The 10,984-nt window shown below is 36.4% G+C and carries 16 protein-coding genes; 10 read left to right on the top strand and 6 right to left on the bottom strand.

Translation table 11 applies throughout. The features are described from left to right. Positions 1 to 48: 48 nt before the first annotated feature. The 4 genes from AB1488_00345 to AB1488_00330 all read right to left on the bottom strand — a co-directional run bounded on the left by AB1488_00345 (position 49) and on the right by AB1488_00330 (position 1,513). Positions 49 to 378: a hypothetical protein gene (locus AB1488_00345; GenBank protein MEW6408556.1), complete on the bottom strand. Its 330-nt coding sequence runs from the start codon at positions 376 to 378 to the stop codon at positions 49 to 51. Continuing rightward, positions 333 to 566 carry a hypothetical protein gene (locus AB1488_00340; GenBank protein ID MEW6408555.1) on the bottom strand — a complete coding sequence of 78 codons (234 nt, stop codon included), beginning with the start codon at positions 564 to 566 and terminating at the stop codon, positions 333 to 335. Before AB1488_00340 ends, AB1488_00345 begins: the two co-directional genes overlap by 46 nt. A 148-nt stretch (positions 567 to 714) precedes the next feature. After that, on the bottom strand, positions 715 to 969 hold the full coding sequence (locus tag AB1488_00335; protein ID MEW6408554.1) for a hypothetical protein: 255 nt from the start codon (positions 967 to 969) through the stop codon (positions 715 to 717). 343 nt (positions 970 to 1,312) lie between these two features. Continuing rightward, positions 1,313 to 1,513: a hypothetical protein gene (locus tag AB1488_00330; GenBank protein MEW6408553.1), complete on the bottom strand. Its 201-nt coding sequence runs from the start codon at positions 1,511 to 1,513 to the stop codon at positions 1,313 to 1,315. Positions 1,514 to 1,948: 435 nt separating this feature from the next. On the opposite strand from AB1488_00330, the gene AB1488_00325 reads away from it, so the two are divergent. The 9 genes from AB1488_00325 (at position 1,949) to AB1488_00285 (ending at position 8,346) form a co-directional block, all read left to right on the top strand. Beyond that, positions 1,949 to 3,079, top strand: coding sequence for a site-specific DNA-methyltransferase (locus AB1488_00325; GenBank protein MEW6408552.1), 1,131 nt, complete (start codon positions 1,949 to 1,951; stop codon positions 3,077 to 3,079). Continuing rightward, positions 3,076 to 4,224 (top strand): DNA methyltransferase, encoded by a 1,149-nt coding sequence (locus AB1488_00320; GenBank protein ID MEW6408551.1) that lies wholly within the window; start codon positions 3,076 to 3,078, stop codon positions 4,222 to 4,224. The genes AB1488_00325 and AB1488_00320 overlap by 4 nt, the downstream gene beginning before the upstream one ends. A gap of 86 nt (positions 4,225 to 4,310) precedes the next feature. Then, a complete protein-coding gene (locus tag AB1488_00315) occupies positions 4,311 to 5,216 on the top strand; it encodes a hypothetical protein (GenBank protein ID MEW6408550.1) in 906 nt (301 codons plus the stop codon). A gap of 2 nt (positions 5,217 to 5,218) precedes the next feature. Beyond that, positions 5,219 to 5,383 (top strand): hypothetical protein, encoded by a 165-nt coding sequence (locus AB1488_00310; protein ID MEW6408549.1) that lies wholly within the window; start codon positions 5,219 to 5,221, stop codon positions 5,381 to 5,383. A 63-nt stretch (positions 5,384 to 5,446) separates the two neighbouring features. Further along, complete coding sequence (locus tag AB1488_00305; protein MEW6408548.1) at positions 5,447 to 6,667, top strand: DNA methyltransferase; 1,221 nt, start codon at positions 5,447 to 5,449, stop codon at positions 6,665 to 6,667. Between the two features lie 2 nt (positions 6,668 to 6,669). After that, a complete protein-coding gene (locus AB1488_00300; protein MEW6408547.1) occupies positions 6,670 to 6,978 on the top strand; it encodes a TdeIII family type II restriction endonuclease in 309 nt (102 codons plus the stop codon). Further along, positions 6,918 to 7,454 (top strand): TdeIII family type II restriction endonuclease, encoded by a 537-nt coding sequence (locus AB1488_00295; GenBank protein ID MEW6408546.1) that lies wholly within the window; start codon positions 6,918 to 6,920, stop codon positions 7,452 to 7,454. The genes AB1488_00300 and AB1488_00295 overlap by 61 nt, the downstream gene beginning before the upstream one ends. A 151-nt stretch (positions 7,455 to 7,605) precedes the next feature. Next, a complete protein-coding gene (locus AB1488_00290) occupies positions 7,606 to 7,893 on the top strand; it encodes a hypothetical protein (GenBank protein MEW6408545.1) in 288 nt (95 codons plus the stop codon). Positions 7,894 to 7,980: 87 nt separating this feature from the next. Continuing rightward, entirely contained in the window at positions 7,981 to 8,346 is a 366-nt protein-coding gene (locus AB1488_00285) for a DNA polymerase ligase N-terminal domain-containing protein (protein ID MEW6408544.1), read from the top strand. 10 nt (positions 8,347 to 8,356) lie between these two features. Here AB1488_00285 and AB1488_00280 read toward each other — a convergent pair whose 3' ends face one another. Further along, positions 8,357 to 9,103, bottom strand: coding sequence for a sulfite exporter TauE/SafE family protein (locus AB1488_00280; GenBank protein ID MEW6408543.1), 747 nt, complete (start codon positions 9,101 to 9,103; stop codon positions 8,357 to 8,359). Between the two features lie 6 nt (positions 9,104 to 9,109). After that, positions 9,110 to 10,228 carry a molybdopterin-binding protein gene (locus AB1488_00275; protein MEW6408542.1) on the bottom strand — a complete coding sequence of 373 codons (1,119 nt, stop codon included), beginning with the start codon at positions 10,226 to 10,228 and terminating at the stop codon, positions 9,110 to 9,112. Between the two features lie 201 nt (positions 10,229 to 10,429). Here AB1488_00275 and AB1488_00270 point away from each other — a divergent pair. Then, on the top strand, positions 10,430 to 10,984 hold a 555-nt coding region (locus tag AB1488_00270), incomplete at its 3' end, for an FmdE family protein (GenBank protein MEW6408541.1).

The following is a 10,984-nucleotide window of genomic DNA, read 5'->3' as shown; positions in this document are numbered from 1 at the left end:
GAGACTTTCCCACATTTTCGGCTAAAAATACCTTTTTATTGTTATCAATCAAGGAGTTGTCATCTTTCCCGAATTTTCGGCTAACTCGTTGTCCAGATAATGTTTAACCTGGTAGAGTTTCAGATGATTTTGTTTGCCTTTCTCTGTCTTAAAACCACGACGCACCTTCCTGTCTGCGTGCCGCACAGGCAGATTCCGTCTGCCTCCAGATGGCGACCTGTCTGCGTGTCCGCACAGGTAGATCAGATTCTCTATGTTACCAGAGCGTGGGATACGCTTGTTATCCATGTAGGTAATCATATATTCAAACCTGGAACTCATTAAAAACTCCATTATCTTTCTCCTGTCTGCGTGTCCGCACAGGTAGAAAGGTGCCATGAGTTCCTCCACCATTTCTCCTGAGAAAGACTATCCCTCTTAGCATAAGCCTCTGCCTTGCTATTGCTGGCATTAAATATCTGATGGAGCTGTTCTTTAAAAATCAGGATATCCTCAACAGGTGTATCCCTATAGAACTCAATTAGTTCAGGGAGGATCTCATGGTCTTTGGCTGTCCAATTATCCATGTTTTTAAGAATTCGCCATTTGTTTTCCCATAACTCCTGTCTACCTGTGCGGACACGCAGACAGGTCGGAATGGCTCTAATTCCTTTCCCTTTAACTGTCGTCTAAAATGAAGTAAGGCATTCTTTAAGTGCTTATGAATTTGCTGCATTACATGAAAATAGTCATATCTACCTGTGCGGACACGCAGACAGGTTGGATGATTACCTGAGGCCAAACCTTCCTTACCTGTTTTGGATATGCAGCTAATAGGTCAAAGATAACAGCCCAAGGATTAATCCCTAACTCCTTCAGGTGACAGCAGAATTGTTCAATACCTCCTCTTGGAATAGTGCCAGCTCTATTAGGAGAAAGAGGAATAGTCTCTAAGTAAAGGATATGCCACTTTATTGCATCAGCAGCCATAAGGTCATAGTGTTTAGCCCTCTTTGGCTTGTATTCATCGATACTTAGAACTCCCGAAAACCCAATCCGTGCAATTATATCTTTGAAGTTATATCGTTCTGCTTCCCTCTGTTTCCAGCGATCCAGACTGGATTTGCTGCCAGAGGTATTGAGACGACTAAGGCCTGTCTGCGTGTCCGCACAGGTAGACTGGAGGCGGTTTTGTAGTAAGGCATATTGTCGAGGATATTTTTATTCAGCGCTTCGTCTTTGACCCTTAAGGCAACTCTCTGATATTTTTCGATGCCTGGAATTGGCAGGACAAAGCTCTTTCTCCTACAGGCAGGATTCAGACATTTAGCACTTATTCTCTGAACAGACCATAAAGCCTGTCTGCGTGTCCGCACAGGCAGATAGGTTTCTCAAGGCTTAAGTCCTTCACCTTCTTCCAGTGTTCACGGTCTTTTACAAAAGGCTGCTCCATTCCACAAGTTGGACAAACACAGATCTTTGGAATAGGGGTCTTAACAATTTTAATCCCAACATCCTTATAATTCTTATCCATGTAGAGTCCCTCCTGCCTGCATTGTTTGCGCAGACAGGCCTTTTCAGAGGAACTCTAACAAATCAATTTTTAAAAGAACTATTACTTGCTTCTTCAGCCGAAAATTCGGGAAAGTCTCAAAATTTTTTCTTGACAAATACACTAAAATATGATTCAATTGAATCAGTTGAAGATATTTAATAATACTATGATGATTTTGCCTTGAACGTAATCAGATGGTGAGATGTAGGATTTATCAGGAGATGATGATATATAGGAAGGGTTTTATTCGTGACAATTTTTATCCTCTTCCTCGATGGGTACGGAAGAAAGTTCCCTCTCCCCTTGTGGGAGAGGGCTTCGTCGTGAGCTCAGCCGAACGGTTAGGGTGAGGGGTATTTTCGGAGGATTGTAGATCAAAAATACAAATAGATGTTGAAATGGGAGGTTTGTAGAATGCTAAAGAAAATAAGAAGCCATAAACAAATTGATAAAATTCGCCAAAAGAAATATTTAGCGAAAAGCAATCAAGATATAATCTCAGAAACTATAATTCAATATGGTACACCCGTAATCCCTTCATTTAAAGACTTCTTAGATAAGATAATACAGGGAAATAACTTAAGTATATTAAAATTAATTCCTGACAATAAAATAAATTTGATAATCACATCTCCACCGTATTTTAAACAAAGGGACTATGGTGGCGGTATTGGAAATGAAAAAACTATCGAAGAATATATAGATAATCTGCTTCCTGTCTTTTCGGAATGTGTTCGTATCTTAAGGGATGATGGAAGCATTGTATTTAATTTAGGCGATAAATATTTAGAAGGCAGTTTACAACTAATTCCGTATAGATTTGCTATAGAGGTTCTAAAAAAAATTCCTGTAAAGCTTATAAATAATATTACATGGGTAAAGCTCAATCCGACACCAAGGCAATATCAGAAACGACTTGTTAGCAGTACAGAACCTTTTTTCCATTTTGTAAAAAGCGATGACTATTACTATAACTTTAATGCTTATATGAATAATAATGGGTTAAGAAACAAACGGTCTAATGGTAATAACATTGGGAAGAAATACTTTGAACTTATCGATCATTCCAATCTTACTTTGGAACAAAAGAAGATGGCACTTTGCGAGTTACAAGAGGTAATAGAAGAAGTAAAAACTGGAAAGATTGAAAGTTTCAGGATGAAGATAAAAGGCATTCATTCTGAACCATTTGGAGGACAGGATGGTGGAAGAAAATACCAGCTTATGAAAAAAGGCTTTACAATTATAAAGATTAAAGGAGAACCAATAAAGAAGGATGTCATAGAATGTGCAGTTGAAACAATAAAAGGCTGTAAGCATCCCGCTATTTATCCATTATTCATTATAAAAGAGCTAATAAAACTACTCTCCAGACCTGATGATATTGTTCTTGATCCTTTCGTAGGAAGTGGAACTACTATTGTCGCTGCAAAAGAACTTGGCAGAAGATATATAGGAATAGATATAAATGAAGAATATTGTAAATACGCGAGGGAAAGACTAAAAAATCTTGACATAGAAAAGCCATTGGAACTTTTTGTATGATGGAAACAACTAAATACAAAGGCATAGCACATCCAGAAATATTAAATGAGATTTATCAAAGAGCATTGTCTATCTTTAATGAAGGGAATCTTAATGAACTCATCCAAAAATTAGAAGAGGATGAAAGCTCAAATCTGCAAATCATTATAGATAACTTTGAGAAAGGCAAAGGAGTTTTAACAGTTCTTATAACAAGCCTTGTTCATAAACTCCACAACCCTAAACAGGATATAAGACTTCATCAAGATAATATGGATGGTGGTTATTCGGGTAGAGGTATTGATACAAGGTTTATAACTCCATTTATGAAAGAGATGGGATTCCCTGCAATGGCAGAAAGCGGCTGGCTAACAAGATCTCTGGAACAAAATCTGCCCTATGATTTTAACTATCCAGGCAAAATAACACCAGTGGAACTAAAATCGGTATTTCTTTTTTTGCTTGACCAAATCCAAACACATAATAAACCTCCTGAAATTTACTTATTGTTCCTATTTGCAAAGTTGATTGAACACCGTGAGCAGAAAAAGATTGATTTAGCCAAACCTACAAATCTCCCAATATTGACAATAATCAATTATTTAAAGCAACATTTTGAATTCAGGTATTCATCTCGTGGAGCATCCAGATTGCCTGCTTTAGCTATTTATTCTGTATATCAGTGTATAGTCAAAGAATTAAAACGATATAAGGGTATGATATTAATGCCGATGGAAGAACATACATCATCTGATAAAAGTTTGGGAAGAGTTGGTGATATTGAAATTAGAGATGCAGAGGGAAGGATATTTGAAGCAGTAGAAATCAAACATGGAATTACTATAAATTCTCAGATGGTTAGAGACGCTTACGAAAAATTTAAATCTTATCCAATACAAAGATATTATTTATTGACTACAGCTGGTGAATATTTAGCAGATACAGAAAATATCTTAAAAGAGGTTTCCAGAATATTGAAAATTCATGGCTGTCAGGTCATTATCAATGGTATTTATCCTTCATTAAAGTATTATTTAAGGCTTTTGAATAATACATATGATTTTATTGAAAATTATGTAGAAAATCTGAAAAAAGACAAGTCTATAAAATACGAACATAAACTAAAATGGAATGAAATTGTTAGTCAGCAGGTATCTGACATATAAAAATAGTCTGGATTGAAAACGAGCCGAATAATATTGTGCATTTTGAGAGAGCGTAGAGAGGGAGTTTAAAAGGGCGAAGAATTAATATGAACATGCAAGGCTTAGAAGAAAAACTTGATGTTGCATTTACCAAAAATTTGGGCGTTGATATAAATTCTGGCTTTAAACATGACATAGATTGGTTTAAGGAGAAAATTATATTATTGGCAAAGACTGGTCGCTATAACAAGCTTACTAAAAAACTTACATCTTCAAAAAACAGAATAGAATTAAATAGTTTTGTATTTGAATCTTATTTTGCTTATGACTTTGAATCAAAAGACAGACCATTAGAATATGAAATAAAGCTACTTCCAAATTCAGATGACACTGTCGATTTTTTATACAAGACAAGAAATGGAATGCGCATATGTTTCGATCTTCTTCAGGCAAACCAAAGAAAGTGGCTCATAGACTATACAAGATCTCAACTCGCAAGTCGTGGGAGGTATGAACTCACGTTAGGTGGTCAAGAAGAAAAGGACAAGATAATTCGTCTTCAAAATTTAATATTGAATAAATGCCAAGATAAAAATGGCAACCCTCGCAAATTTCCCCAAGATATTGATATTTACAGTATCATTGTTATTTATGTTTCGGGAGAAATTGATGGTCACACAGACAAATTTGAGTGCGAGTTTGCAATGTATGGGGACTCTAATTATTTTGGCGCACGATGGATATTTGGATTATGCGAACACTTGACTGAGAATACTCCTAAACATTTTAAAATTTATTATGATAAATTTAGACATTTCAGAGAAACAATACATGGTGTTTTATTTGTAAAAAATGCTTCCCCGCTTAAGAGATGTTATGGCGATTTAATATTAGAGCTGGATTTGGAATATTACCTGATTGGCAATAATAATTTGATCGATAAGGCTAAATTCAGTGAGGTTTGCGATGAATTAAATGGGATTCTAAATGGATGGGCTAAAAAGGATAATTGAAGATGCCTACACAAAAGCAAGAAAAACCTAAAACCACCATAATCATCGGCGACAGCCTAAGAATGAAAGAGATGGATGACGAAAGTGTGCATCTTGTAAAGAAACTAAGGAATATCTTAATATCACTAAATCTGTCAGTCGTATATAGCGACACAATGGATATATGAGTTAGAATATAATTAAGGTTTTAGAAAGGACTTAAGGGTATCGATTACAATGGAGAATATCTGATGTTAGAAGCTAATAAGCTTGCTGCAAAAAAATTTAATATTGACACACATTTAATAGAAAATAAAACAGACACACAAAAGAATATAAAAATATTAGGTAATGATCTAACCTTTATCAGTGTCAGAGAGTTTGAGAGAACAAAGCATGTCCATAGATTACACCCCTATCTCGGCAAATTTATTCCTCAGTTAGTTGAGGTCTTTCTGAAGAAATATTTTAAAAAAGGTGATACGATTATTGACCCATTTGCTGGCTCTGGAACTGCTCTTATTGAAGCAAATATATTAGGTATAAACTCCGTTGGAATTGAACTATCACCTTTCAACGTTCTTATACAGAAAGTGAAGACCCAAAAATACAATATTAAAGAAGTTGAAGAAGAAATATTAGATGCACTAAAGCGACTAAAAGATTTTAGTAGAACATTTCACCATAAAAATCAACTTCTTTTTGATAACAAAATAGGTGAACTTACAACAGATAGTGAATATTTTAAATATTGGTTTTCAGAAAGGGCATTGCAGGAGATTTTATATTATAGAAGCATAATCAAGAATTATAGAAATCAAGATATTTTAAAAATAATTTTAAGTAGATCTGCTCGCTCGGCAAGATTAATTCCACATTATGATTTAGCCCGCCCAAAGAAAGCAGTCAGAGAGACATACTGGTGTGTTAAACACAAAAGATATTGTGAACCGATTGATGAAGCATTGAAATTCATAAATCGCTATAGTTATGACACCATAAGAAGAATTAAGGAATTTAATAATCTGAGAACCAATTCCTTTATTAAAATTTATCAGGGAGATGCACGGACAATAAAGTTGCCTGAAGAACTAAAGATTGATGGTGTATTTACCTCACCTCCATATGTAGGTGTTATTGACTATCATGAACAACACAGATACGCATATGAACTTTTTGATTTTCCAAGACAGGACGAATTAGAGATAGGACCTGCAAGCAGGGGGCAGAATGGTAATGCAAAGAAAGAATATGTTCAAGGGATAGTAGATGTTTTTGGAAATATCTCCAAGAATTTGATGGATGGGGCATTAGTTTTTATTGTGGCTAATGATAAGTATAATCTGTATCCCGATATAGGTAAACAATGTAGATTTAAACTTATTGATGTTTTTCATAGACCTGTTCTTATGAGGACAGAGAGAGACTCTAATAAATATTTTGAATCTATATTTTATTTCAAGAAGGTATAAGTATGGTTTTGTCACTAAAAATAAGAAATGAAATAATAGAACTTCTAAAAATAACGGTGAGGGAGAAATTAAAAGATTATAGACCAGAAACAGTCTATATGCCTTTCCACCATAGATTACTTGGTAAGGATAGGTATGCCATGTTTTCCTTTATTCACTCAATAAATACCACTTTTGGGATGTCTATTTGGGAGCAAGTTGCAGTGATTTTGGCTAAAGGTGCTGGTACCATGCAGAAAGACAATACAAGTTGTTTGGCGAAGTGGATGAAGACACAGAGAAACTTATCAGTGATATTCACTACAAATTAAGGAAAGACGAGATTACTGCAGACAAAATAGGGGAGGTTGAGCAAATAAGAAGAAAGATAAAGAAAGGCCAAGCCAAAGTTGACCCAGATTCAATTGTAGACTTATTCGTGAAGTTTAAAGACATAGAGAATTACTTTGATATTACAAGTGTAAAGCCTAATATGAAGGAGTTTGTAGCATTAAAACTTAAACTCCTCAGATGGATAGCTTTAAGACTCAGTCAAGAGAGAAAAGCTAAAGTTTTTACAAGATTGGCTATCCCATATAATCCTTACCATCCTGAACCTTATGAGCGGTGGACATTAAAAGGGTTATATGATCTAGAGAACATGGAAATATTAGTAGGCGAAGAATTCTGGAATTTTGTTGCTAGCGGTGATATTTATGAGGAACTATTAGATATTTTTCAAAAAGTAGGTGAAGAGTTAAGGGGTGAGATTGATAAAAAGTTTGCTGAATTCAGAAGGATTGAATAATTATGCCGATAACTGCAAGTTATAGTTGCAGTGAATTAGGGGGAATAATCTTAGTAAGAGAATAAAACATCAAAAAATGAAAGCGGGAGATTTAGATATAGTTACCACTAAGCAAAATTCTAAGCAATATCAATCTCCACAGGAGTGAATTATGAAAGTCTATAGACTTATGTTTGAAATATTTATAACTGATTCGCCAAAACAAGACGGAATTCTGACGTATATGTTATTCAAATCTCCCAATAAAGAATATGCAGAAATGGTGGCAGAAGAATTAGCAAAAAATGTTGATAAGTTGTTTGACTATGAAGAATGGAGAGTATTTTCTGTAAGAGAGTTTGATGTGGAGATAGAAACCTCAAAAGATACAGAAATAATTAATAGCTATATAGAAATAATACGAGAGGAGATTGCAAAAGAAAAGGTCAATAATAATTAGACAGTATTATCATCAAATCAGAAAAATTCCAAAATAGAAACACTGTCAAAGTAATTTATTAAGTAAGGTCTAAGAAGGAATATTTCTGTGAAAAAACCAAGATTTGTTGTGCAGAAACATCATGCTACCCATCTCCACTATGACTTTAGACTTGAGATAGGTGGAGTGCTTAAGAGCTGGGCTGTGCCTAAAGGGATACCTGAAGATAGAGGTATAAAGAGGCTTGCTGTTCAGGTAGAGGATCACGACCTCGATTATATAAACTTTGAAGGCGTGATACCTGAAGGGCAGTATGGTGCAGGCACAGTTGAAATCTGTGATAATGGGACATATAGTCTTGAGTCTGCCGATGAAAAGAGAGTGGTCTTCCACCTTGATGGTAAGAGGTTCAAGGGAAGGTATGCCCTCATTCATACAAAGGGAGAGAACTGGATTTTAATAAAGACAGGATGACGGAAGGATTTCATACAAATATAAACTTTGCGCCTGCAATTATAAGAACTACTGCCAATAGACGACGGAGTATTGGCGTGCCAAGCTGACGGCTTCCAAGCTCAGAACCAATAATGCCTCCTATCACTACTGAGATTCCGAAAATCAGGATTGTTTCAGGCAAGGATTTTACACCTACCCAATGTCCTGCCAACCCTGATATGGAATTGACAAGGATAAAGGCTGCAGCTATACCTGATATATGTCTAATTTCTGCCCATCCAAGAAATAGAAGTAGTGGACTCAAGAAGATACCTCCTCCAACCCCCGTAATACCAGAAAGCAGTCCGATTCCTGCTCCAAGGAGTAAGGCGACTGAGGTAGTTGGATTTATATGATTTGGTGATTGCATTTCTATAGATTTTTTAAACAAACGATACGCCGCAAATAAAAGTACAAAACCAACTATTGGTCTATAAATATCATCTGAGAGTTTAATCAATCCACCAATGAATGCAAAAGGAATGGAAGTGACAGCAAAGGGCCAGAAAAGTTGCCATGAAAAATAATTGGCTTTGTAATATTTTATTGTTGCTATTGAGGCAACAAGTATATTCAAAGAGAGTGCTGTAGGCTTCATAAGTTCTGGTAAAAAGCCAAAAAGGGCCATAACTGCAAGATAACCAGAGCCTCCACCATGTCCAACCGATGAATAAAGAAAAGCAGAAAAAAACATTAAGAGGGATATTGCGATAAGGATACTTAGATTAAATTCCATTTAACTCTATATACCCTTCCCAAATGGGCATACTGGATGCCTGCATTCCTTGCATCCGAGACAGAATCCACCGTGTCCGAGTTCTGAAATTTCTCTTCTCGTTATTTTCTCTCCTGCAAGCACCCTCGGTAGAATCAGATCAAAGATTGTTGTCTTGTGATACATACCACAGGCAGGGATGCCAAGAATGGGAATTGGTTCGGAAGTTTGGAAGGTAGGAAGTTCGGGAATAGAATTATCTCTAAATTTTTTTACTTCAGCACTTCCGTGCTTCCGCTCTTTTGCACTAATGTATGCTATCAGAAACATTGCTCCTGGGAGCACGGGTGAACCATATACAACATCGGTTGCCCCTGCCTGTGATATTCCGACCCTTGTGACATCATCTGGGTCAACAGACATCCCTCCGGTTGTAACAATCAAATCACAGCCTATTTCGATAAGTTCTCGGATTCTGTGCTTAATGATTTCAGCATCATCAGGACAGAAATAGACCCGTAAGACTGAAGAACCTATTGCCTTCATCTTCGCTCGTATAATCGGTTCAAAGGAATCCTTTACCCTCTTGTAATAAACCTCGTTACCTGTTATCACAACACCAACCTTTGCTTTTCTGAGAGGTATTACTTCAAGTATGCCTCCACTGTCTTTTGCAATCCTTACTGCTTTTTCAATGATATGTTTTTTAATAACAAGTGGTATCGCTCTCGTGCCTGCAAGTTTACGTCCTTTTCTTACATAGGTATTATTATGGAGAGTCGCACACATAACTTCACCGAGCATGTTAAATTCAGCAAGGGCATCTTTTTTGACCCTGAGAAGTCCATCATATGATGCAATCAGGTTTATCTTGCCTTCCACAGGCTCACCTGAAAGTTCAACACCTTTTCCGGCAAGTGCTTCTGCAAGGGCGTAGGCAGCATCATTTTCATGCATCTCGTCTTCCCCTATTTCAATAACATAGAGATTTTCCTTGCCGAGCATCTGTAAATGGAGAATATCCTCTTTCTTTACAACATGACCCTTCTTGAATGCCCTTCCTTTAAACTCATCTTTTCGTATCTCTGTAATATCATGTGGGAGCACCACCCCCACTGCCTCTTCTACAGGGATTGTCTTATACATAGTAAACTCCCTTCCATCCTCTCTTTTAAAGTCATTATGCAAATTTGCATAACGCTATTATATAATATCCAGAACTCAAGTCAAATTATTTCTATTAATAAAATTGATTTTAAAAACTTATACGCTGAAAAATGGGACGGCAGGCCGTCCCATTTTTCATAAACATTTTTACTCCCAAGTGTAATATGGTATAATACACTTATGGATGATTTTGAGAAACTTCTTAATGAATCCGTAAGGACTCATGGTCATCTCTGTCCGGGTCAGGTTCTCGGTGTTAGGATGGCAATGAAAGGATGTAAAGAGGTAAGTATATCTGACCCAAGGGGTGTTGATCGAAAGAGGCTCTATGTATTTGTTGAGATAGACCGTTGTGCAACCGATGCTATTCAATCGGTGACAGGATGCTCTCTCGGGAAAAGGTCTCTTAAGTGGATGGACTATGGCATAATGGCAGCTACCTTTGTGAATTTGGGGAATTTTAAGGCTGTCCGAATCATCGCAAAAGAAGAGGCAAAGAAACTCGCACATAAATATGCTCATGATATTGAAGGAAAATACGAACAACAGATAGAAGCATACAAGGTCATGCCAGAGGATGAACTATTTAAGGTCGAAGAAGTGATGGTTGAGATACCTCCTGAAGATATGCCAGGGAAGCCGTTAAGCAGGATTAAATGTGATAAATGTGGAGATTATGTGCAGGATAAAAGAGAAGTGATTGTTGATGGTAAAAACCTCTGTAAACCATGCGCA

Source organism: Nitrospirota bacterium, from assembly GCA_040756155.1.
In the GTDB taxonomy this organism is placed as follows: Bacteria; Nitrospirota; Thermodesulfovibrionia; order JACRGW01; family JBFLZU01; genus JBFLZU01.
Note: the sequence above shows the minus strand (reverse complement) of the source record. Positions and strands in the feature narration are given on the sequence as shown.

Bases quoted from the DNA above. Each gene is read 5' to 3' on its own strand.
- AB1488_00300 (MEW6408547.1), top strand. From the start codon at position 6,670: ATGGTTTTGTCACTAAAAATAAGAAATGAAATAATAGAACTTCTAAAA.
- AB1488_00290 (MEW6408545.1), top strand. From the start codon at position 7,606: ATGAAAGTCTATAGACTTATGTTTGAAATATTTATAACTGATTCGCCA.
- AB1488_00335 (MEW6408554.1), bottom strand. From the start codon at position 969: ATGGCTGCTGATGCAATAAAGTGGCATATCCTTTACTTAGAGACTATT.
- AB1488_00310 (MEW6408549.1), top strand. From the start codon at position 5,219: ATGCCTACACAAAAGCAAGAAAAACCTAAAACCACCATAATCATCGGC.
- AB1488_00340 (MEW6408555.1), bottom strand. From the start codon at position 566: ATGGATAATTGGACAGCCAAAGACCATGAGATCCTCCCTGAACTAATT.
- AB1488_00305 (MEW6408548.1), top strand. From the start codon at position 5,447: ATGTTAGAAGCTAATAAGCTTGCTGCAAAAAAATTTAATATTGACACA.
- AB1488_00325 (MEW6408552.1), top strand. From the start codon at position 1,949: ATGCTAAAGAAAATAAGAAGCCATAAACAAATTGATAAAATTCGCCAA.
- AB1488_00275 (MEW6408542.1), bottom strand. From the start codon at position 10,228: ATGTATAAGACAATCCCTGTAGAAGAGGCAGTGGGGGTGGTGCTCCCA.
- AB1488_00320 (MEW6408551.1), top strand. From the start codon at position 3,076: ATGATGGAAACAACTAAATACAAAGGCATAGCACATCCAGAAATATTA.
- AB1488_00330 (MEW6408553.1), bottom strand. From the start codon at position 1,513: ATGGATAAGAATTATAAGGATGTTGGGATTAAAATTGTTAAGACCCCT.
- AB1488_00345 (MEW6408556.1), bottom strand. From the start codon at position 378: ATGGCACCTTTCTACCTGTGCGGACACGCAGACAGGAGAAAGATAATG.
- AB1488_00280 (MEW6408543.1), bottom strand. From the start codon at position 9,103: ATGGAATTTAATCTAAGTATCCTTATCGCAATATCCCTCTTAATGTTT.
- AB1488_00315 (MEW6408550.1), top strand. From the start codon at position 4,311: ATGAACATGCAAGGCTTAGAAGAAAAACTTGATGTTGCATTTACCAAA.